Genomic DNA, 22,464 nt, shown 5'->3' with positions numbered 1-22,464 from the left:
CTCGGAGGAACTCCGCCGATGGACCGTGAGTTGACGCCTGCGTGAGGCGGCCTGTTCGCCAAAGCCGGAGGTGCATCGTGGGCGCCCTTTTCGCATATCTGCTGGCGCAAATGACGGCCGTGTTGAAGCGAATGGCGGTCGTCTACGCCATCCTGGCCGCGGGAGGCCTGCTTGCAGTATTCGCCGGGGGTTATGCTCTCGATGCGCTCCGCGCTGTCCTGACATTCCGCTATGGCCCTCTTGCCGGCAGCCTGATCGTCGCGGGCATCCTCGCGGCCGTTGCCGCGATAGCCTTTGCCGCAGCCCTTTTCCTGCGCGCACGCCCACGCCCTGCGGCGAGCGCCGCAAAATCCTCCTCCTACGGCACGCCGCCGACCCGCCTGCCATATTCGCGGGAGGAGTTGACGGCCCTGGCGTCGGCGGCAGCCGGCGCCCTATGCGCGGGCCTCGTCATCTACAAATCGCCCAGGCTGCGCGATTGGCTCTCGGGTGGTCGCCGCCCGTAGCCGTTTGCTCGACGCGGCCGTCTCAGCCCTCGAGCCGAAAAACGAGAGCCGCGAGCGGTGGCAGGACGACCTCGAGTGAGGCCGGCTCGCCGCCATAGGCCTCTGCCAAAGCCGAGACGCCGCCTTCGTTCCCGATTCCCGAACCACCATAATGGCTCGCGTCGCTGTTGAGGATTTCGCGCCAGTACCCGGCATGGGGAACGCCAACGCGATAGTTGGACCGGGCCATTGGCGTCATGTTCGCGATGACGAGCACCGGGGCATGCCCGGGAGCAGAGCGGATGAAGGCATAGACGCTGTTCTGGCGATCGTCCTGGATGACCCAACGAAAGCCGTCGGGCGAGGCGTCGGTGGCGTAGAGCACCGGTTGCTCGCGATAAATCCCGTTCAGGTCGCGAATGAGCGCCTGCATGCCGTGGTGCCGGTCGTCCGCGAGCAGATCCCAGTCGATTTCGCCGTCGTGATCCCATTCGCGCCGTTGGGCGATCTCGCCGCCCATGAAGAGCAGCTTCTTGCCGGGATGCGTCCACATGAACGCGAAATAGGCGCGCAACCCGGCGAATTTCTGCCAGTCATCGCCCGGCATCTTCGCCAGCAGCGAACCCTTGCCGTGAACGACCTCGTCATGGGAGAGTGGCAGGACGAAATTCTCGGAAAAGGCATAGACGAGCCCGAACGTCATCTCGTCATGGTGGTGGCTGCGATAGAGCGGATCGCGCTGCAGGTAGTGCAGCGTGTCGTGCATCCAGCCCATGTTCCACTTGAAGGAGAAGCCCAGCCCGCCTTCGGCAGAGCGGCGCGTGACGCCGGGCCATGCGGTGGATTCCTCCGCGATCGTGATCACGTCGGGCTGTCGCTCGCCGACGACTGCGTTCAGCTGGCGCACGAAGGCGACCGCTTCGAGGTTTTCCCGGCCGCCATGGATGTTGGGGCGCCATTCGCCCGGCTCGCGGCTGTAGTCGCGGTACAGCATCGAGGCGACTGCATCGACGCGGAGCCCGTCGACATGGAAATGCTCGATCCAGTGCAGCGCGCTGGCGATCAGGAAATTGGCGACCTCCCGTCGGCCGAAATTGTAGATCAGCGTGTTCCAGTCCTTGTGGAAACCTTCGCTCGGGTCCTCGTGCTCGTAAAATGCCGTGCCGTCGAACCGGCCCAGCCCGTGCGCATCCGAGGGAAAATGCGCCGGAACCCAGTCGACGATGACGCCGATCCCTTCGCGATGGCAGGCATCGACGAAGAGCGCGAAATCCTCGGGCTCGCCGAAGCGGCGCGACGGGGCGAAGAGGCCGAGCGGCTGATAGCCCCATGAGCCGGTGAAAGGATGCTCCGCGATCGGCATCATCTCGACATGGGTGAAGCCCATCGCCTTGGCATAGGGCACGAGCCGCTCCGCCAGGCCGCGCCAGTCCAGCACGCCGCCTTCGGTATCGCGCACCCAGGAGCCGGGGTGGATCTCATAAATCGATATGGGGGCTACGACGCTCTGTCGCTCGGCGCGTGTCGCCATCCACTCCGCGTCGCCCCAGAGATGCGAGGCATCGCGCGGCACGATGGACGCGGTACCCGGCGGGAGCTCTGCCGCCCGCGCGACCGGATCGGCCTTCTGCGGAAGCACCCCGCCGTCGCGGTCGACGACTTCGTATTTGTAGAGCTCGCCGCTGCCGAGGCGTGGGACGAAAAGTTCCCAAACGCCGCTTTCGCCACGCCGGCGCATCATGTGGCGTCGGCCGTCCCAGGAGTTGAAAGTGCCGACGATCGACACGCGGCGCGCGTTTGGAGCCCATACCGCGAAGCGGACACCGCGCACCCCGTCCACAGTTGCCAGGTTCGAGCCGAGCGCGTGAGCCAGCTCGAAATGCCGGCCCTCGCCGATGAGATGGAGGTCGAGCTCGCCGAGCAGGGGACCGAATGCATAGGGATCCTCGGTCGTCTGCTCACCGCCGGGCCACCGGATCGCCAGGAGATAGGGGCCTTCGTCCAGCGCGCCGACGAAAAGGCCTTGCGGTTCCGACGCATGGAGCTGCTGCATAACACCGCCTTGGCTGGCCGAGACAGCCAACGCTCCGGGGAGGAAGACCCGCAGATAGCGCCCGCTGGGGCCCTGGCGTGGGCCCAGAACGGCGAAAGGCTCGCTAAGCCGGCCTGCCGCGAGGGCTGCCGCCGTTGCCAGATCGAGCACCGGGATGCGAGCAATGGCGGCGTCAGTCATCGGTCGTCGTTTCCGGAAGCAGATGCTCGATTAGCTCGGTCAGGCCACGCAACGGCACGCCCAGCCAGTCGGGGCGGTTGCTCACCTCGTAATTGACCTCGTAGGCCGCCTTCTCCAGCATGAAGAGATCGAGCAGGTCGCGGTCGCGCCCGGCAAGCTCCCCTTCCGCATTGCCTACCGCCTCGCGGTAAGCCTGCAGCAGCGCTCCCGGCATGAGCTGGCGGAAGAATTCGGCCAGCTGCTCCCACCGCTCCTCCTTCCCGGCCAAAGGCGCGCCCCGCCGCGCCGCCGCGAGGGCATAGTCGAGCGAGCGCAATATGCCGGCAACGTCGCGCCAGCCGCAGTCCTTGGCGCGACGTTCCGCCAGGGACAGAGAGGGCTCGCCCTCAAAGTCGATGATCATGACGTCGCCGCTCGCCACCAGCACCTGGCCCAGGTGGAAATCGCCGTGGATGCGGTGCAGCCGGCTGCCCTCGCCGGATCGGCAGAGTCGCTCCACGAGCGGCCCGAGTTCCTTGCGGCTCTTGAGAACTCTCTCGGCCAAGGCCTGCTCGGCAGGAGCGAGGGCGTCGCGGCCGCGGTCGAGATTCTGCAAGGCGGCCTCGACCCTCCCGCCGATCCGCGCCTGCCAGCGCGTGATCTGATCCCGACCGGCCGCGACGACGTCGAAGGCATCGTCCTCGCTGGGCTGGTCCAGCACGGCGTGCATTTCGCCGAGCCGGCGGCCGAGTGTCGCGGCGAAGCTCGCATAGCTCGCAAGCTGATCCTCGACGTCGAAATCCGCCCGCATCATCTCGTCGAGCACGCGGCCGAGATAGGAGGCGGTCCATTCCCAGGCATCGCCTTCGCCCGGGATGAAGGCCTGTGCGACAGACATAACGACCTCGTCGCCTTCCTGCGGCACATGCACGATCTCGCCCAGCAAGGCGGGGCTGTTGCGATAGCCGCGCTGGGTCAGGACACGCGTCATCTCCGCTTCCGGATGCTGGCCGCTTGCCAGTTTCCTGAAGAGTTTCAGCATGACCTTGTGATCGACGATCACCGACGAGTTCGACTGTTCGGCCGACAGCCAGCGGATCGGCGCGTCGGCCGTCAGTTCGATGCTGTCGATGGCGGGCGTCGGCCTGAAGGAGACCTGGCCGGCGGTGGTCGGAAGCGTTTTTTCGCTCCGCAGCAGGGCGAGCAACTCGTGAATGAAGCCCGGAAGCGCGAAGGCGTCCGTCAGGTAGCCGGTGCGGCGGCCGCGCCGGACGCGGGCAATAGCGAGCTGCTGCGGCAGCGCGGCCGTGATCTCGTCGTCCCAGCCGATGCCAAGCGGCAGCAGATAGCGCTCCGTTCCGCCGCCATGCACCGCCTCGACGGCGACCAGCGCCATCTCGCGGGCTGCGCCGAAGCGGGCGGTGTAGGCGACGCGGACGCTTTCGAGGGTCTGGTCCTTGGCCGCGAACCAGCGGCGCTTGGCGAGATAGGGCGGCAGGATGCTGGATTCGAACTCCTGTCGGTACTGCGGCGTGACCATCTCGTCCGGCCCCCCGCGCAGGACGAAGGTCGTGTATTCCGGCATCGCCTCAGGCGGTTGCGCCAGCCATGACGGCGCCTCGGCGCTTTCGGCGAGGACGAACCAGTAGAATCCGTATGGCGGCAGAGTCATGAGATAGGTGAGCTGGCCGATGGCCGGGAAGACCGAGTTGCCGAGCATCTCGATCGGGTGGCGGCCGGCGAATTCCGCGAGATCGAGCTCGAAGGCCTGCGCCGAGCGCGAGAGATTGGCGACGCACAGGATTGTCTCGCCGCCATATTCGCGCAGATAGGCGAAGGCCTTGCGGTTCTTCGGATAGAGAAAGCGCAAGCTTCCGCGGCCGAAGGCCTGATGCTCCCGGCGCACGGCGAGGATTCGCCGCGTCCAGTTCAGCAGGGAATGGGAGTCGCGCGCCTGCGCCTCGACATTGACCGCCTCGAAACCGTAGAGCGGATCCATGATCGTCGGCAGGACGAGGCTGGCGGGATCGGCCTTGGAGAAGCCGCCATTGCGGTCCGGCGACCATTGCATCGGGGTCCGCACGCCGTCGCGATCGCCCAGGAAGATATTGTCGCCCATCCCGATCTCGTCGCCATAGTAGATGACCGGCGTGCCCGGCATCGAGAGCAGCAGGCTGTTCATCAGCTCGATGCGGCGGCGGTCCCGCTCCAGCAGGGGAGCAAGCCGGCGGCGGATGCCGAGATTGATCCGGGCGCGCCGGTCGGAGGCGTAGAAGTTCCAGAGATAGTCGCGCTCGCTGTCGGTCACCATCTCGAGCGTCAGCTCGTCATGGTTGCGCAGGAAGATCGCCCATTGGCAGGTCTCGGGGATGTCCGGCGTCTGCCTCATGATGTCGGTGATCGGGAAGCGGTCCTCCTGGGCGATCGCCATGTACATCCGCGGCATCAGCGGGAAGTGGAACGCCATGTGGCATTCGTCGCCCTCGCCGAAATAGGCCTGGGTGTCCTCCGGCCACATGTTCGCCTCGGCCAGCAGCATGCGGTCGGGGAACGAGGCGTCGAGCTCGGCACGAATCCGCTTCAGGATAGAGTGGGTCTCGGGGAGATTCTCGTTGGAGGTTCCGTCGCGCTCGATCAGATAAGGCACGGCATCGAGCCTGAGCCCGTCGATGCCGAGTTCCAGCCAGAAACGCATGACGCCGAGAACCGCCTTCAGAACGGCCGGATTGTCGAAGTTCAAGTCGGGCTGATGCGAGTAGAAGCGATGCCAGAAATAGGCTCCCGCAGTCTCGTCCCAGGTCCAGTTCGAGCGCTCGGTGTCGAGAAAGATGATCCGAGTGCCGGAGTAGAGCTTGTCGGTGTCCGACCAGACATAGAAGTCGCGATGGGCCGAGCCCGGCTTGGCCAGCCGCGCCCTCTGGAACCAGGGATGCTGGTCGGAGGTGTGGTTGATGACCAGTTCCGTGATGATCCGCAGCCCGCGCTCATGGGCGGCACGGACGAAGCGCCGGACATCCGCGATCGTGCCGTAGTCGGGGTGGACGGCCTTGTATTCGGAGATGTCGTACCCGTCGTCGAGGCGCGGCGACGGGTAGAAAGGCAGCAGCCAGATGACGTTGACGCCGAGCCCCTGGATGTAGTCGAGCTTCGAGATCAGCCCCGCGAAATCGCCGATGCCATCGCCATTGGCGTCGTAGAACGACTTCATGTGCAGCTGGTAGATGACCGCGTCCTTGTACCATTGCGGGTCGGTCGCCTGGGCGTCTGGGGTGATCAGGCCTTCTTGCGCGTTCATGCGGCACCTTCCGGGGCGGAAAGCCGCCAGATCGAGAATGGTAGCTCGTGAGGATCGAGGGTGATCGTCTGCACCTTGCCGTGCCAATCGAAGCGGTGGCCGCGCATCAGATCTTCCACCGCGACGGAGGCATCGTCGGGCAGGCCGAACTCCCAGAGCGGGACCTCGATATCGGCACTGTGGGAGGCGAACGGATCGAGATTGACGGCGACGAGGATGATCTCGCCCGTTCCGCCGGCGCGCTTGCCGAAGCAGATGATCTGGTCGCTCGTGGCGTTGTAGAAGGTCAGGCCGAGATGGCTCTGCAGCGCCGGGTGGCTGCGCCTGATCAGGTTGAGGCGGGTTATCTCGGCAACGATGTTGCCGGGGGCCTGCCAGTCGCGCGGCTTGATCTCGTATTTCTCGCTGTCAAGATATTCTTCCTTGCCCGGAATCGCTGCCGCCTCGCAGAGCTCGAAACCGGAATAGACGCCCCATAGCCCGGACAATGTCGCAGCCAGCGCGGCCCGGATCAGGAAGCCTGGCCGGCCCGATTGCTGCAGGAAGAACGGGTTGATGTCGGGCGTGTTGACGAAAAAATGGGGGCGATAGACGTCCCGCGCCGGCGCCTGGTTCAGCTCGGTCAGATACTCCGTCAGCTCGGCCTTGGTGTTGCGCCAGGTGAAGTAGGTATAGGACTGCGAGAAGCCAACCTTGCCGAGGCGATACATCACCTTCGGCCGGGTGAAGGCTTCCGCCAGGAAGATGACGCCGGGATCGCGCGAGCGGATATCCGCGATCAGCCACTCCCAGAAGGGGAAGGGCTTGGTGTGCGGGTTGTCGACGCGGAAAAGGCGGACGCCCTCGTCGACCCAGCCCTGGACGACGTCGCGAAGTGCGAGCCAAAGATCGGGGATCGCTTCGCCGGCATAGAAATCGACGTTGACGATGTCCTGATACTTCTTCGGCGGGTTCTCGGCGTAGCGCATCGAGCCGTCGGGACGCCACTGGAACCAGCCGGGATGCTCGCGCAGCCAGGGGTGGTCGGGCGAGCACTGGATCGCGAAGTCGAGCGCGATCTCGAGCCCGTGTTCGGCGGCCCGCTTCACGAGAGCGCGGAAATCCTCGCGGCTGCCGAGCTCGGGATGGATCGCGTCATGTCCGCCTTCGGCGGCGCCGATAGCATAGGGGCTGCCGGGATCGTCCGCACCCGGCGTCATGGTGTTGTTGCGGCCCTTCCGGTTCGTCTTGCCGACGGGGTGGATCGGCGGGAAGTACAGGACGTCGAAGCCCATGGCCTTGATCGCGGGCAGGCGTTCGACCACGTCGCGGAACGTGCCGTGACGGGAGGGGCTGTCGGTTACCGAGCGCGGAAACAGCTCGTACCAGCTCGCATGGAAGGCGGCTTCGCGATCGGCCTCGACGGGGTAGGTCGCCTCCGAGCGCGTGGCGTGTGGCCGCGGATCGGCGCGCTCCATGGCCTGCAGCAGAGCCTCTGCCAGCAGCACGGAGGCGCTTTCGTCCTGCGACGGGCCGAGGCGGCGCAGATGCTCCTCGATCACCTTGCTATCGGGCGCCTCCGCCGCGCGGGCAAACCGCTCCAGCAGCAGCCGGCCTTCCGATATCTCCAGCGCGATATCGAGGCCGGCATCGCGCTTCTTGACGAGGTCGCGACGGAAGGTGGCGAAATCGTCCCACCAAGCTTCGATGGCGAAGAGGTGGCGGCCGACGCGACGCAAGGGAAAATGCGCCCGCCAACGATCATTGACGACGAGTTTCATCGGCGCGCGCGACCATTCGGCCTCGTCCGCCGCGCGCCACAACAGTTCGGCGGCGAGAACCTCATGGCCGTCACTGAAGATGTCGGCCGTCACCTCGACGATATCGCCGACGCAGCGCTTGGCCGCAAAGCGACCGCCATCGACGCTCGGGCTGACCGCCTCGATGGCGATGCGCTGCGCTTCCAGCTGCTCGCGCTGGCCGGGCAAGGCGGAAGCGGCGTCCATGACGCCGGGTCTGTCATCCAGCAGGAGCGCTGCTCCCGTCGCGGGAGCGAGTTCGAGCTCGGCGGGGCCGGTCGCCGGTACGGCGCCCAGCCGGGCCGCCAGCAGATCGACGTCGACCGAAGCGGCGTTGATTAGGTCGCGGTTCAGCAGCACGAGATGCCGCGTTCCATCCGCCGTTCTGCGTGCGACTGCATCGAGCGTCTCTTTCAGAGCGAGCGGCCGCATCGCATTGCCGCCACCACCACCCGATAGGTCCGCGGCGGCCTCGTTCGCGGCCACAACGGCGGCTTCGAGATCGGTGCTTCCGCGGGTCGCGGCTGCGAAATCCTCGGCCCTCGCGTGAAGGAACGGCGTCTCCATGCCGTGCTCGAAGCCCATCGGCATCAGCCAGCCATCGGCAAGCACCGCCGAGGCCATCAGCGCGAAGCGGCTGCTCCTTTCTGGGCTCGTCGGGCTCCGGGCCGGCCGCCGGGGCGAGAACGGGTCTTCCGGGAAGCCGATCAGCCCGGCCTCGGCCGAGATCGCATTGTATTCTTCGATCAGCCACGGCTCGCGGCCATCCCACCAGGCAATCGAGGAGGGCACGAAATCGAATGCGGCACCCGCTCGGGAGCGCTCCTCCCAGGATGTGCCGGGCATCCAGGCCATGGCCCTGAAATCGCGGTCCGCGGCGCGGGCCGGAGCGAGGAGCTCCGCCCAGGTCTCGATCGGCAGCGCCCTCGCATCGTGGCAACGCAGCCCGGAGACGCCCAACTCCTGCCAGCCGGCGACGATGCCCTGCCAGAACGCGATCAGGCGCTTGCTGGCCTGCTCGTCCCAGAATGCCGGCTGGGCCGCATCGACGGCATGGATGGTTCGCGGATCGAGCGGCTCGCCCCGCAGCGGCGCCCAGCAGCCGGTATGGGAGGCGGCGAGAGGGCCGCTCGCCTCGGCGCGCGTCACGGCGAGATCGATCCAGAGCTGCAGGCCGAGCTCGCCGCAATCCTGCGCCAGCTCGTTCAAGACCGGCTTGGCCTCGTGCTCGCGGATATGCGTCACCGAGCGGGTAAGAAACAGGTCGTTCGAGGCCGAAAAGGGCCAGGCGAGCAGAAGGTGGCTGAAGCCCAGCCGCTTGGCCTGCTGTGCCGATGCGCGCCATGTCAGCTCGCCGCCGAGCCATGGATGCAGGTAATAGATTCGCGGCGCCGCTTCGGCTCTCCTGTCGCGAGGAGGATGGGCGGGGCGTCCATGGACTTGCGCTTCGACGCCCTGCACTCGGCTCTCCTTTTCGCTTGGATGACCGTGATGCAACGACGGGACTGCTGGACGGGTTCCATCTTCGACGACGAGTCGGCGTCCCCGATGAGGCCAGTGATGGCCGCAGAGACGCATCGCTGCGCCCATCGCCCAACCGCGCGAAAACGGTCAGATGTTTCTGCGGCAACCGCTCGCGAAACCCTCGTGAACGAGAGAAATTGGCGCTATTCTCCGTTTGCGCGCGACGGGCGACCACAGGGTGTGAAACTGTGAGATGAGGGTCTGCGACAGGCCCGTTGCCGGACGCGTTCGACACTGCGCCTGCCGCCTGAACGACGGAGAATACGCCACGCACTGATGCTTCGGATCTTTCACACTCCGGTTGCCCGGAGGGATTGAAAGGAGACTGCAGTGGGTCTTGTTCTCGACAAGGTGCGTCGCGACGTCGGAGCGCAGACGCATGTTCACGAGACGACGCTGAGGCTCCAGCCCGGAACGATGACGGTCCTGCTCGGCGCGACGCTGGCGGGAAAGACCTCGCTGATGCGGCTGATGGCCGGCCTCGACAGGCCGACATCGGGGCGCATCCTGGTGGAGGAGGGCGGCCGGGAGAGGGACGTGACCGGCGTTGCCGTGCGCGAGCGCTCGGTCGCGATGGTCTACCAGCAGTTCATCAACTATCCGAACCTCGACGTTTTCGAGAACATCGCCTCGCCGCTCAGGGTGAAGGGACTGCCGAGGGCGGAGATCGAGAGCAAGGTGCGCGCCATGGCGCGGCTGATGCAGATCGAGCCCTTTCTCGAGCGGATGCCGCTCAACCTGTCAGGCGGCCAGCAGCAGCGCACCGCCATGGCCCGCGCGCTGATCAAAGGCGCCGATCTCATCCTGCTCGACGAGCCGCTCGCCAATCTCGACTACAAGCTCCGCGAGGAACTGCGCGAGGAACTCCCGAAGATCGTCCGCCTGTCGAATGCGACGGTCGTCTACGCCACCACCGACCCGCAGGAAGCCCTGCTGCTCGGCGACCAGACCGCCACGCTCTGGCAGGGCAGGGTGACGCAACACGGCCCGAGCGCCGCCGTGTATCGCCGGCCGCATAACCTGACGACGGCACAGATCTTCTCGGACCCGCCGTTCAATCTTCTGCCCTTCACCAAGAGCGCCGCGGAGATCCTCCTGCCCGGCGGTGCGCGCGTGCCTGCGCCTGGAGCGTTCGTAGGACTGGCGGATGGCAATTATCGGTTCGGCTTTCGTGCGCATCAGCTGGAGTTGCGCGCTGCGTCCGGGTCCGGCCTGCACTTCGGCGGCACCGTGCTTGTGGTCGAGATCGCGGGGTCCGAGAGCTTCGTCCATGTCGAATGCGCCGGGCAGCGCTGGGTGGCGCTAGCGCCGGGCGTGCACCGGTTCGAGCCGGGGGCCGCGATCTCGGTCCGTGTCGACCCCATGGCTGTCTTCGTCTTCGATTCCGGCGGGAGACTCGCTCACGCCCCGGCTTTCCTCTCGGCCGCCTGAGGAGGCGATTCATGGCGCGCATCGAGCTTTCCGATCTCGCGCATTCCTACAAGCCGGGGGCCACGGCACCCGCCGATTTCGCGCTGAAGCCGATGACGCTGACCTGGCGCCAGGGCGGCGCCTATGCGTTGCTCGGCCCCTCCGGCTGCGGCAAGACCACCTTGCTCAACATCATCTCGGGTCTGGTCATCCCCTCGCAGGGGCGCGTGCTGTTCGATGGCCGCGATGTCGCGCATCTGCCGACGGAGGCGCGCAACATCGCCCAGGTCTTCCAGTTCCCGGTCGTCTACGACACGATGACGGTCTACGAGAACCTGGCGTTTCCCCTGCGCAACCGCGGCATGGCGGCGGGAGCGGTCGACGGCCGCGTGCGCGAGATCGCGACGCTGCTCGATCTGACCGGCGAGCTCAAGCGCAAGGCGAGGGGGCTGACGCCCGACGCCAAGCAGAAGATCTCGCTCGGTCGCGGCCTCGTGCGTCCCGATGTGGCGGCGATCCTCTTCGACGAACCCCTGACCGTCATCGACCCGCAGCTGAAATGGGAGCTGCGCTCCAAGCTGAAGGCGCTGCACAGGGCGCTCGACCTCACCATGATCTATGTGACGCATGACCAGACCGAGGCGCTGACCTTCGCCGATACCGTGGTGGTGATGCATGACGGCCGGGTCGTGCAAGCCGGGCGGCCAGAGGAGCTGTTCGAGAAGCCGGCCCATACCTTCGTCGGCTACTTCATCGGCTCGCCCGGCATGAACGTGATCCCGGCCGTCGTGTCAGGCAACCGGGCCTTCATCGCGGGGGCGACGATTGCGCTGCCGCGGAGCTACGACGTTCCGCCGGGCAAGCGCATCGAGATCGGCGTCAGGCCCGAATTCGCGACATTGGCGCCGGCCGGCGAGGGGCTGCCCGTGACCGTCGAGCGCATCGACGATCTCGGCCGCTCGCGGCTGGCTCGCCTGAGGCTGCAGGGACAGGCGGTCGCCGCCGGCGTGCCGCACGGACTCGGCGACATCGGCGATACCGCAGGGCTCATTCTCCGGCCCGCCCATATCCATGTCTATGCCGATGGCGAACGGCTGGAGGGCAGGGCGTGATGGACAAGCCCCTGGACAACCGCGCCTGGATCCTGGTCCTGCCGGTGCTCGCCATCGTCGCCTTCTCGGCGGTGATCCCGCTGATGACAGTGGTCAATTATTCGGTCCAGGACACCTTCGGGAACAACCAGTTCTTCTGGAACGGCACCGGCTGGTTCAAGGAGCTCCTCGACCCGTCGAGCGACCTCGGCAGCCGCGTGCGCGACTCGCTGTGGCGCAACCTGGTCTTCTCCGCGATCATCCTGTCGATCGAGGTGCCGCTCGGCATCGCGGTCGCGCTCGCCATGCCGCGCGAGGGCTGGAAGGTGGCGGCGACGCTTGTGCTGATGGCGATGCCGCTGCTGGTACCGTGGAACGTCGTCGGCACAATCTGGCAGGTCTTCGCGCGCGGCGACATCGGGCTGCTCGGCTACACGGTGAACCGGCTCGGCATCGACTACAACTACGTCGCCGATCCGCTTGCGGCCTGGGTCACCATCATCGCGATGGATGTCTGGCACTGGACGTCGCTGGTCGCGCTGCTCTGCTATGCCGGGCTGAAATCGATCCCCGACGCCTATTACCAGGCGGCGCGCATCGACGGCGCCAGCCGCTGGGCGGTGTTCCGCTTCATCCAGCTGCCGAAGATGCGGCGCGTGCTGATCATCGCCGTGCTGCTGCGCTTCATGGACTCCTTCATGATCTACACCGAGCCCTTCGTCGTCACCGGCGGCGGGCCGGGCAATTCGACGACCTTCCTCTCGATCGAGCTGGTCAAGCTCGCGCTCGGCCAGTTCGACCTCGGCAAGGCGGCGGCGATGTCGATCGTCTACAACCTGATCATCCTCGCCGTCTGCTGGGTCTTCTACACGGTGATGACCAATCGCGATGTCGAGCGCCGGCGCCCGCCGGCGGAAGGGTGAGGGCAGCCATGTCGACGGACAGCCTCAGCCCATCCGCCGCGCTCCCCGCCGCCACGGCGACGCCGAAGGCGCGCTCAGCCTTCCGCTTCAATGGCAGCGCGCTGACGCTCGGCCTCTACCTCGCCTTCCTGATCCTGCCGATCTACTGGCTCGTCGTGATGAGCCTTAAGACCAATGCCGAGATCAATTCCGGCATGACGCTCTGGCCGCGCGAGATCACGTTCGCGAACTACCGGACGATCTTCACCGACCCGTCCTGGTACTCCGGCTACATCAATTCGCTGACCTATGTGGTCATGAACACGGTGATCTCGATCACCCTGGCGCTGCCGGCGGCCTATGCCTTCTCGCGCTACCGCTTCCTCGGCGACAAGCACCTCTTCTTCTGGCTGCTCTCCAACCGGATGGCGCCGCCCGCGATCTTCGCGCTGCCCTTCTTCAACCTCTATTCGGCGATCGGGCTGTTCGACACGCCGCTCGCGGTGGCGCTGGCGCATTGCCTGTTCAACGTGCCGCTGGCGGTGTGGATTCTCGAGGGCTTCATGTCCGGCGTGCCGCGCGAGATCGACGAGACCGCCTATCTCGACGGCTATTCGTTCCCGCGCTTCTTCGTGAAGATCTTTGCGCCGATCATCGCCAACGGCATCGGCGTCACCGCCTTCTTCTGCTTCATGTTCTCCTGGGTCGAACTGCTGCTGGCGCGTACCCTGACGACGGTGAATGCCAAGCCGATCGCCGCGACGATGACGCGCACGGTCTCGGCCGCCGGCATGGATTGGGGGCTGCTCGCGGCCGCAGGCGTGCTGACGCTGATCCCCGGAGCGCTCGTGATCTGGTTCGTGCGCAACTACATCGCCAAGGGCTTTGCCCTGGGGAGGGTGTGATGCCCGACTTCGCCACGATCAATCTGGCCTGGATGGCGTGGACCCCTCAAACCGGGCTGTTCTTCGGCGCGCTCCTCGCCCTGCTGTTTGTCATGACCATGTTCGCGCTCCGGCGGCCCGAGGTCGAGCGCATTGGCGTGCTCGGCATCCCGACGACGCGCGGCGACCGGCTCTTCCTCAGCCTGCTGGGCGCAGCCTTCATCCATCTCGGCTGGCTCGGGCTCGCCGGCGGCGAGCTCTGGTGGGCGTCGCTTCTGTCGCTCGCCTATGCGGCGCTCGTGTTCCGTTTCGTCTGACTATCCGGAGGCTGCGAGAGACGTCACCGCCTTCGCAACAAGAAGCCGGGAAGGCTCGAAAGAAACGCAATCATCCAGTGGAGGAAACGATGAGAAAGCAGATGCTAGTCGCGACCGCGCTCAGCCTGTTGCTCGGCGCCGTTCCCGCCTTCGCCGACATGGATACCGCGCGACGCTGGATAGACAGCGAATTCCAGCCCTCGACGCTCCCGAAGGACGAGCAGTTCAAGGAGATGGAATGGTTCGTCAATGCGGCCAAGCCCTTCGCCGGCATGGATGTCAGCATCGTCTCGGAGACCATCACCACCCATGAATACGAAGCCCGCACGCTGGCCAGGGCCTTCACCGAGATCACCGGGATCAAGCTCAGGCACGACCTGATCCAGGAGGGCGACGTCGTCGAGAAACTGCAGACGCAGATGCAGTCCGGCCGCAACGTCTATGACGGCTGGATCAACGATTCCGACCTGATCGGGACGCATTTCCGCTACAAGCAGACGACGAACCTGACCGACTGGATGGCGGGCCCCGGCAAGGACGTCACCAACCCGATGCTCGATGTCGACGATTTCATCGGCAAATCCTTCGGCACCGCGCCGGACGGAAAGCTCTACCAGCTGCCCGACCAGCAATTCGCGAACCTCTACTGGTTCCGCTACGACTGGTTCACGCGGCCGGATCTCAAGGAGAAATTCAAGGCCAAGTACGGCTACGAACTCGGCGTGCCGGTGAACTGGTCGGCCTATGAAGACATCGCCGAGTTCTTCACCAACGACGTCAAGGAGATCGACGGTGCCCGGATCTATGGCCACATGGACTACGGCAAGAAGGACCCCTCGCTCGGCTGGCGCTTCACCGACGCCTGGCTCTCGATGGCGGGCAATGGCGACAAGGGTATCCCGAACGGCAAGCCGGTCGACGAATGGGGCATCCGCATGGAGGGCTGCCGGCCGGTCGGCTCCTCGGTCGAGCGCGGCGGCGACACCAACGGTCCCGCATCGGTCTATGCGGTGCAGAAATATGTCGACTGGCTCAACAAATATGCGCCGCCTCAGGCGCGCGGCATGACCTTCTCGGAGTCCGGGCCGGTGCCGGCTCAGGGCGCCATCGCCCAGCAGATCTTCTGGTACACCGCCTTCACGGCCGACATGGTCAAGCCCGGCCTGCCGGTGGTGAACGCCGACGGCACGCCGAAATGGCGCATGGCGCCCTCGCCGAAGGGCTCTTACTGGAAGGAGGGCATGAAGCTCGGCTACCAGGATGCCGGCTCTCTGACCCTGCTCGAATCCACCCCGCTCGAAAAGCGCAAGGCGGCCTGGCTCTACCTGCAGTTCATCGTGTCCAAGTCGGTCAGCCTGAAGAAGAGCCATGTCGGCCTGACCTTCATCCGCGAGAGCGACATCTGGGACAAGAGCTTCACCGAGCGCGCGCCGAAGCTCGGTGGCCTGATCGAGTTCTACCGTTCGCCTGCACGGGTGCAGTGGACGCCGACCGGCAACAATGTGCCGGACTATCCCCGCCTCGCGCAGCTCTGGTGGCAGAACATCGGCGATGCTTCATCGGGCGCCAAGACCGCGCAAGCCGCGATGGATGCGCTCGCGGCGGCTCAGGATTCTGTGCTCGAACGGCTCGAGCGCTCCGGCGTGCAGGGCGATTGCGGCCCGAAGCTCAATCCGAAGCAGACCGCCGAGGCCTGGTTCGCGAAGTCGAAGGCCGACGGCAACATCGCGCCGCAGCCAAAGCTGGCGAACGAGAAGCCGAAGGGCGAGACGATCGACTACGACACGCTGATCAAGTCCTGGCCGGCGACGCCGCCCAAGAAGAACTGACGGAAGATGTATGGGGGCGGCCCGGCCGCCCCCATCGCCTAGGATCGGCTTAAGCAATGGGAGGCGCTCATGAGAACCTACTGCTTGTTCCAGGCCGTGAACTCGCCGGATCTGCGTGGCTTCACCGAAGAGCCCACCGGCGCGAGCCTGCCTGCGGACCTCGGTCCGTGGAGTCTCGTGCAGGAGATCGGACCGGGTGAAAAATGGACGCCCAATGTCAGCCGGGCAGTCGTGGCCGCCGGAATCATCGAGAACGGCTTCTATCTCTGGGGGCCGGTGGAACGTCCGGGGGCATCCCATCTAATCATCGAGAGCGATCGGGTCGAAGGCACGGCGGTCTTCAACCGCGAATTCGAGCAGATCGGCACAATCAAGCGCCTCCTGATCGAGAAGCAGAGCGGCCGCGTTGTCTTCGTCGACGTGACCTTCGGCGGATTTCTCGGCATCGGCAGCCACCACATCACGATACCCTGGGAAATGCTGGCCTATGACAAGGAGCTGGAGGGCTATCGCACCGAGATCACCGAGGCGCAGGTCCGGGAGGCCGCGAAGTTCCATGAAGGAGAGAGCGGCGCGCCGGATCGCAGCCGTCAGCAAGATATCAGGGACTACTGGAACGATCTCCCCGGCGTGTAGCGCGCCGTCGAGGCGGCCGCCGCGTGAGGCGGCCTACAGATAGGGCGGCGTGCAAGCGCTGACCACGACGCAGCGCTCGACGCCGATATTGCGGAACCGGTGCGGGGTCCGGCTGTCGAAAAGATAGGCATCGCCCGGAGCGAGCACCTTGATCTGGTCGCCGACGGTGATCTCGAGTTCGCCCATCAGCACCACGCCGCCCTCGTGGGATTCGTGCTTCAGCATCGCGGCGCCGGTATCCGCTCCGGGCTCGTAGGATTCGTGCAGGATCTGCAGGCCGTGGGCATGGGCATCGCCCACCTGCCGGAAGGACATCCGGCCCCGGCTTTCGCCGCCATTGACCTGGTGCAGGCGCGAGGTCAGGTCGAGCAGGTCCGACGCGTCGAAGAACACCTTGTCTCCAGGTGTGTGCGCTTCGTCAAAAAAATTGACCATGCTCATCGGTATGCCGTCGAGAATCTTGCGCAACGATGCGACCGAGGGGCTGTTGCGATTCTGCTCGATCAGCGAGATCAGGCTGTTCGTCACGCCCGAGCGGGCAGCAAGTTCGCGTTGGGAAAGCCCGGCTGCAACCCTGATTTCCTTCAATCTGCCGCCGACATCAAAGCTCATGGCCGTTTCTCCGTCCCGATCCAGCGCGCGTGGTTTTTCTGCGCGTCATGAGAGGAGAGCAACCTGCCTCCCTCTTGCCATGCTCAATATTCTGAGCAATGCTAACTGAAAGCCAATAAGAAAATAGTGTCGTGGGGAACAGGCGAGGTGGATTAGTTTTCGCAGTCAGAGCATGCCGCTGAGGCGAATGATCCGTTCGGATTGGCGTGCGCGGAGGCAATTGCCTGTTTTCGCGGCGAGGCTGATGCTTGGCGATTACTGATTCCGTAGGGTGTCCACGGCTTACTTCATCATTTTGATCAGAATAGAGCAGGGTCTATGACGCAAGCCGATACCGTTTTGTTGAATGGTCGCATCTTCTGCGGCATGGCGGAAGGCTTCGCGGAAGGCCTGGCGATCGTCGAAGGCAAGGTTCTGGCGGTGGGATCCGCAGCCGAGATTGCCACGTTGCAGGGACCGGGCACGAAGGTCGTGGATCTCGGCGGCCGCGTCGCCATTCCTGGCCTCAACGATGCGCATATGCACCTTCTGCCGCTCGGCCTCGCCATGGGCGAGGTCAATCTGCGCCCCGAGGAAGGCGTCAACAGCATCGACGAGATTTTGCGGCGCGTCGCTGCAGCCGTGAAGGGCAAGAAGCCCGGAGAATGGGTCACCGGCCGCGGCTATGACCATAACGAGCTCGCCGAGGGCCGCCATCCGACCGCAGAGGAACTCGACCGCGTCGCTCCGGACAATCCGGTCTACATGAAGCGGACCTGTGGCCATGTCGGCGTCGTCAACAGCCGGGCCATGCAGGCGGCCGGCATCGGCCACAATACGCCGAGCCCGGATGGCGGACTGATTGAGCGCCGCGACAACAAGCTGACCGGCCTGCTGGCCGAGAGCGCGATGCGCCTGATCGTCCAGGCGATGCCGCAGCCGAGCGCCGCCGAACTCAAGGCCGCCATCGAGAAGGCGGGGCACTACATGCTCGCGCAGGGCTTCACCAGCGTCATGGATGCCGGCGTCGGCATGCTCGCCGGCATGGCCGAGATCGAGGCCTATGAGGAGGTCGCGCGTGCCGGCACGCTGCCGGTCCGGACCTGGGTCTGCATCTATGGCAATGCCGACGGCATCGGCGACGAGGCCCATGCGGCGGGCTATCGCTTCGGCCGCGAGACCGGCCTGCTGCGCTACGGCGCGATGAAGGTGTTCGGGGACGGCAGCGCAGGCGGCCTGACTGCTGCGATGAGCGAGCCCTATCTCGTCGGCGAGCCCGATAATCGCGGCATCTTCATCTATCCCGACGAGCAGATGCACGGCTATCTCGCGCATTATCACAAGCTCGGCTACCAGCTCGCCATCCACGCGATCGGCGATGCCGCGATCGAGCAGGTGCTTTCCGGTATCGAGAAGGCTGACAGCGCCGAGCACCCGATCCGCGGACGTCGCCACCGCATCGAGCATTGCGGCTTCCTGACCGACGGCCAACTTGCCCGAATGGCGGCAGCCGGCATCGATCCCGTGCCGCAGCCGGCCTTCATCTACGAATTCGGTGATCTTTACGTGACCAATCTCGGCCAGCAGCGCGCCGACGCCTCCTATCCTATGCGCAAATGGCTTGATGCCGGCCTGAACGCCGCAGCGAGCTCGGATGCGCCGGTCTGTGCCACCGATCCGTTCAAGAACCTGTTCACGATGGTCACCCGCCAGACCAAGAGGCACTCAGTGATCGGTGGCGACGAGCGGCTGAGCATGGAAGAGGCGGTCCACGCCTACACGGCGCTCGGCGCCTACACACAGTTTGCCGAGGACAGGGTAGGGCGGCTCGTTCCCGGGCAGTTCGCGGACATCGCGGTGCTGTCTCACGATATCTTCTCGGTCCTCGTCGAGGCGGTCGAAAACGATGTGCGTTGCGATCTGACGCTGCTGGACGGCGAGGTCGTTTTCGACCGGCACGGCCAGTTCGCTGCAGCCGCGCAGTAGGCGGGGGGCGTCTTCATGCTGCGGCACACGCTGCAAAGGCTCCTGCTCGTCCTGCCGGTCATGCTCGGCGTGCTGCTGATCGGATTCCTGCTGATGCAGGTGGTGCCGACCGATCCGGCACAGGTGCGCGCCGGCCCCATGGCGACACAGGATGTCGTCGACGCCATCCGCACGGAACTCGGCCTCGATGAGCCGCTCTGGAAGCAGTTCTTCATCTATATCGGCCGCCTGCTGCAAGGTGACCTGGGCGTCTCGATCATCAACAACGTTCCCGTCGCGCAGGAACTCGGGAACACCATCGGCCCGACGCTCGAACTGATGTTCGCCTCGCTGATCTGGGCGATCCCGCTCGGCATGGCGCTGGGCACGGCCGGCGCCTATTACCGCGGCTCGCTGCTCGACCGTGCGATCATGTCCGTCTCGGTCGCCGGGGTTTCGCTGCCTGTCTTCTTTCTCGGCCTCGGGCTGATCTGGCTCTTCGGCTTCAAATATCCGATCCTTCCCTTCACAGGCCGTATCGGCCCGATCTGGACCTGGGAGGGGCTGCAGGGCGTCATCCTGCCCGCAATCACGCTGGGCGGCGTCTTCGTGGGCCCGGTCGCGCGCATGACCCGAACCTCGGTCCTCGACGAGCTTGGCGCCGACCATGTCCGCACCGCCCGCGCCAAGGGCCTGGCCGAGCACAAGGTCGTGCTGCGGCATACGCTGCGCAATGCGCTCGTTCCGGTAGTGACGCTGATCGGCCTGCAGATCGGCTTCCTGCTCGGCGGCGCCGTTGTCACAGAAACCGTGTTCAGCTGGCCCGGCATCGGCCGTCTCGCGGTCGGTTCCATCCTTTCGAGCGACCTGCCGATGGCGCAGGGCACGATCATCGTGCTCTCGCTCGGCTTCATCCTGGTCAATCTGGCGGTGGATGTCCTCTACGCCGTGCTCGATCCGCGTGTGAGGGGCGCCTGATGAGTTCCTCCACCAATCCGTTCCAGCCCGGTGCCGCGACCGTCGAAGCCGCTGTGAGCGTGGCCGCAGCCACGCCCGCCCGCCGCAAATCCGTGCTCAGGATGCTGCTGTCGGACGTCGGCGCCTGCATCGCGCTCGCCATCGTGGTTCTCGCGGTCTTCGCCGCGGTTTTCGCGCCCTGGCTTGCCCCCACCGATCCTTATGGCAACGACCTCGCGAATATGCTGAAGCCGCCCGGCGAGGCTGGCCTGCTCGGTGCAGACGGCCAGGGTCGCAACATGATAACGCGCCTGCTCTTCGGCCTGCGCACCACCCTGCTGATGGGCTCTGTGTCGGTGCTCGTCGGCTGCCTGATCGGCGGCATCATCGGCTTCACGGCCGCTTACTATCCGATCGTCTCCGGCGTGCTGATGCGCCTGATGGACGTCCTGCTTTCGTTCCCGGCGATCCTGTTCGGCCTCGCCATCGCGGCGATCTTCGGCCCCGGGCTGACGGCGGTGATCATTGCGCTCTCCATCGCCACGGTGCCGCTGATGGCGCGCGTCGTGCGCGGCTCGGCGCTGGTCGTGCTGCAGCAGGGCTATATCGAGGCGGCCCGCTCGCTCGGCCTGAGCGATCTGCGCATCATCATGCGCTATGTCCTGCCGAATTGCCTTTCGGCGCTGTTCGTCTTCGTCACCCTGCGTTTCGGCCAGGTCATCCTGCTCGGCGCGGCGCTCTCGTTCCTTGGCCTCGGCGCTCAGCCGCCGACGGCCGAGCTGGGAGCCATGGCGGCCGACGGGCGCAACTTCCTGTTCTTCGCGCCGCATGTCTCGGTCCTGCCGAGCCTCTTGATCTTCGCGGTCGTGCTCGCATTCAACGTGCTGGGCGATGTGCTGCGGGACGCCCTCGATCCCAAGCTGCGCAAATGACGACCGGCGCATCAACCAGAACGCATCAAAAAATGGGGAACTGCTCGATGATCAAACTGTCCACCCTGCTTCTCGCCGGCGCTGCCGCTGCGACGCTCGCAACCGCCCCCGCCGTGGCGCAGCAGAAGGCGCCGCTCACGATCCTGCGCATCATCGATGCGGATAATTACGACCCGATCCGCTCGACCGCGACCGCCGCGGCCGAGGTGATGTACATGCTGGCCGACACGTTGGTGTCGGTCGACTTCGACATGAAGACGATCAAGCCGGCCCTCGCAGAGAGCTGGACCGTCTCGCCGGACGGCACGACCTACACCTTCAAGCTGCGCAAGGACGTCAAGTTCTGCGACGGGCGGGCTATGACGATCGATGACGTCGTCTACTCGCTGAAGCGCTGGACCGACCCGGCCAACAAGTCGCCCGTCTCCTTCCGCGGCGGTCCGGTCAAGGACATCCGCGCGGATGGCGACTCGACGCTGATCTACGAGCTGAAGGAGCCCTATAGCGACCTGCTGTTCCAGCTGGCGCTCTCCTTCGCCTCGGTGGTCGACAAGAACATGGTCGAGAAGCTCGGCGCGAATTTCGGCGTCCAGGGCTTCAACGCCACCGGCCCCTATTGCTGGTCTAAATGGACCCCGCGACAGGAACTCGTCCTGAAGAAGAACCCCCACTACAACTGGGGCCCGGCGATCTACAAGGATCCCAAGCCGCAGATCGACGAGATCGTCTGGAAGGTCATTCCCGAGTCCAACACGCTGATGGCCGCGATCCAGGCCAAGCAGGCCGACGTGACCTACTACATGCCTTATATCGCGCTCGACACGATGCAGCGCATTCCGGGCATGACGGTCCAGCGCCAGGAAAACTACATCTACGACATCTTCATGGGCTTCAAGGTCGACAAGCCCGTGTCGAGCGACGAAGCAATCCGCGAGGCGGTCAACATGGCCGTTGACAAGCAGGCCATCGCCAAGGCGATCTTCTTCGGCAAGGGGCAGGTGCTGCCGTCGCTGCTGAACCCGGCCGTGCTCGACTACGACAAGAGCTCGGCGGAGAAGATGCCGAAGCACGACCCCGCGGGTGCAGCCAAGCTGCTCGATGAGGCCGGCTGGAAGCCCGGTTCGGACGGCATCCGCGAGAAGGACGGCAAGAAGGCGACCTTCCTCGTCTACGGCATCCGCAACGACGTGAATCCCCGGATTTCCGAGGCGATGCAGGCCGATCTGCGCAAGGTCGGCATCGACATGAAGATCCAGCTCTGGGACGCCACCGTCGCCTGGGGCAAGCTCGCGACGCAAGAATTCGACGCCTTCTACATGGCCTATCCCTATGTGACGGCTACCGAGGCGCTGAACCTCTACTTCGCCAGCCGCCAGATCCCGACGCCGAACCGGATGAACTGGAAGGATCCGAAGACCGACGAACTGCTCAGGGCGGCGGCGACCGCCGTCGATCCCGCCAAGCGTAAGGAGGCGATCGGAGCGGTGCAGACCCAGCTCACCGAGGCGAATGTCTGGGTGCCGCTGGCCTCGCAGCCGCTCTGGGTCGTTGCAGGTGATCGGCTCGAGGGGGTGCGTGCTCACGGCATCTACGGCGCCGGCCTCTACAAGGGCCTCGACATCAAGCTGAAGCGCTGAGACTTCACGAGCGCCGCGC

The 22,464-nt window shown here is 65.4% G+C and carries 16 protein-coding genes; 12 read left to right on the top strand and 4 right to left on the bottom strand.

Translation table 11 applies throughout. The annotated features are described in order from the left end of the window. Window positions 1-77 precede the first annotated feature (77 nt). Window positions 78-506 carry a hypothetical protein gene (locus ASE63_RS11245; RefSeq protein ID WP_056800963.1) on the top strand — a complete coding sequence of 143 codons (429 nt, stop codon included), beginning with the start codon at window positions 78-80 and terminating at the stop codon, window positions 504-506. Window positions 507-528: 22 nt separating this feature from the next. Here the strand turns inward: ASE63_RS11245 and glgB are convergent, their stop codons facing one another. From glgB to ASE63_RS11230, 3 genes are read right to left on the bottom strand one after another with little or no spacing between them, the layout of a single operon-like run. Next, the gene (glgB, locus tag ASE63_RS11240; RefSeq protein WP_056800961.1) at window positions 529-2,718 is read right to left on the bottom strand and encodes a 1,4-alpha-glucan branching protein GlgB; all 2,190 of its coding nucleotides are present in this window, start codon (window positions 2,716-2,718) and stop codon (window positions 529-531) included. Beyond that, entirely contained in the window at window positions 2,711-5,992 is a 3,282-nt protein-coding gene (treS, locus tag ASE63_RS11235) for a maltose alpha-D-glucosyltransferase (protein WP_056800959.1), read from the bottom strand. The genes glgB and treS overlap by 8 nt, the downstream gene beginning before the upstream one ends. After that, window positions 5,989-9,231, bottom strand: coding sequence for an alpha-1,4-glucan--maltose-1-phosphate maltosyltransferase (locus ASE63_RS11230; RefSeq protein WP_056800957.1), 3,243 nt, complete (start codon window positions 9,229-9,231; stop codon window positions 5,989-5,991). The genes treS and ASE63_RS11230 overlap by 4 nt, the downstream gene beginning before the upstream one ends. Before the next feature lie 393 nt (window positions 9,232-9,624). Between ASE63_RS11230 and ASE63_RS11225 the strand changes: the two genes are divergently transcribed. The 7 genes from ASE63_RS11225 (at window position 9,625) to ASE63_RS11195 (ending at window position 16,363) form a co-directional block, all read left to right on the top strand. Beyond that, entirely contained in the window at window positions 9,625-10,725 is a 1,101-nt protein-coding gene (locus tag ASE63_RS11225) for an ABC transporter ATP-binding protein (protein WP_056800955.1), read from the top strand. Between the two features lie 11 nt (window positions 10,726-10,736). Then, a complete protein-coding gene (locus ASE63_RS11220) occupies window positions 10,737-11,816 on the top strand; it encodes an ABC transporter ATP-binding protein (RefSeq protein ID WP_056800953.1) in 1,080 nt (359 codons plus the stop codon). Then, window positions 11,816-12,718 carry a sugar ABC transporter permease gene (locus ASE63_RS11215; protein ID WP_056800951.1) on the top strand — a complete coding sequence of 301 codons (903 nt, stop codon included), beginning with the start codon at window positions 11,816-11,818 and terminating at the stop codon, window positions 12,716-12,718. The genes ASE63_RS11220 and ASE63_RS11215 overlap by 1 nt, the downstream gene beginning before the upstream one ends. A gap of 8 nt (window positions 12,719-12,726) precedes the next feature. After that, window positions 12,727-13,602, top strand: coding sequence for a carbohydrate ABC transporter permease (locus ASE63_RS11210; protein WP_082609855.1), 876 nt, complete (start codon window positions 12,727-12,729; stop codon window positions 13,600-13,602). Continuing rightward, the gene (locus ASE63_RS11205) at window positions 13,602-13,898 is read left to right on the top strand and encodes a DUF2160 domain-containing protein (RefSeq protein ID WP_056800949.1); all 297 of its coding nucleotides are present in this window, start codon (window positions 13,602-13,604) and stop codon (window positions 13,896-13,898) included. Before ASE63_RS11210 ends, ASE63_RS11205 begins: the two co-directional genes overlap by 1 nt. 89 nt (window positions 13,899-13,987) lie before the next feature. Next, window positions 13,988-15,727 (top strand): ABC transporter substrate-binding protein, encoded by a 1,740-nt coding sequence (locus tag ASE63_RS11200; protein WP_056800947.1) that lies wholly within the window; start codon window positions 13,988-13,990, stop codon window positions 15,725-15,727. An 84-nt stretch (window positions 15,728-15,811) separates the two neighbouring features. Further along, window positions 15,812-16,363 (top strand): PRC-barrel domain-containing protein, encoded by a 552-nt coding sequence (locus ASE63_RS11195; RefSeq protein ID WP_244491372.1) that lies wholly within the window; start codon window positions 15,812-15,814, stop codon window positions 16,361-16,363. A 33-nt stretch (window positions 16,364-16,396) separates the two neighbouring features. Here ASE63_RS11195 and ASE63_RS11190 read toward each other — a convergent pair whose 3' ends face one another. Then, window positions 16,397-16,975: a cupin domain-containing protein gene (locus ASE63_RS11190; RefSeq protein WP_056800942.1), complete on the bottom strand. Its 579-nt coding sequence runs from the start codon at window positions 16,973-16,975 to the stop codon at window positions 16,397-16,399. Window positions 16,976-17,293: 318 nt separating this feature from the next. Between ASE63_RS11190 and ASE63_RS11185 the strand changes: the two genes are divergently transcribed. The 4 genes from ASE63_RS11185 to ASE63_RS11170 are packed head-to-tail and all read left to right on the top strand — an operon-like array spanning window position 17,294 to window position 22,445. Next, window positions 17,294-18,940 (top strand): amidohydrolase, encoded by a 1,647-nt coding sequence (locus ASE63_RS11185; RefSeq protein WP_056800940.1) that lies wholly within the window; start codon window positions 17,294-17,296, stop codon window positions 18,938-18,940. Between the two features lie 15 nt (window positions 18,941-18,955). Beyond that, window positions 18,956-19,897, top strand: coding sequence for an ABC transporter permease (locus tag ASE63_RS11180; RefSeq protein WP_056800938.1), 942 nt, complete (start codon window positions 18,956-18,958; stop codon window positions 19,895-19,897). After that, a complete protein-coding gene (locus ASE63_RS11175; RefSeq protein ID WP_056800936.1) occupies window positions 19,897-20,808 on the top strand; it encodes an ABC transporter permease in 912 nt (303 codons plus the stop codon). Before ASE63_RS11180 ends, ASE63_RS11175 begins: the two co-directional genes overlap by 1 nt. A 47-nt stretch (window positions 20,809-20,855) precedes the next feature. Next, window positions 20,856-22,445 (top strand): ABC transporter substrate-binding protein, encoded by a 1,590-nt coding sequence (locus ASE63_RS11170; protein ID WP_082609842.1) that lies wholly within the window; start codon window positions 20,856-20,858, stop codon window positions 22,443-22,445. Window positions 22,446-22,464 lie beyond the last annotated feature (19 nt).

This window comes from Allobosea sp. Root381 (assembly GCF_001429395.1).
GTDB lineage: Bacteria > Pseudomonadota > Alphaproteobacteria > Rhizobiales > Beijerinckiaceae > Allobosea.
This window is presented reverse-complemented; position numbering and strand designations above follow the sequence as displayed.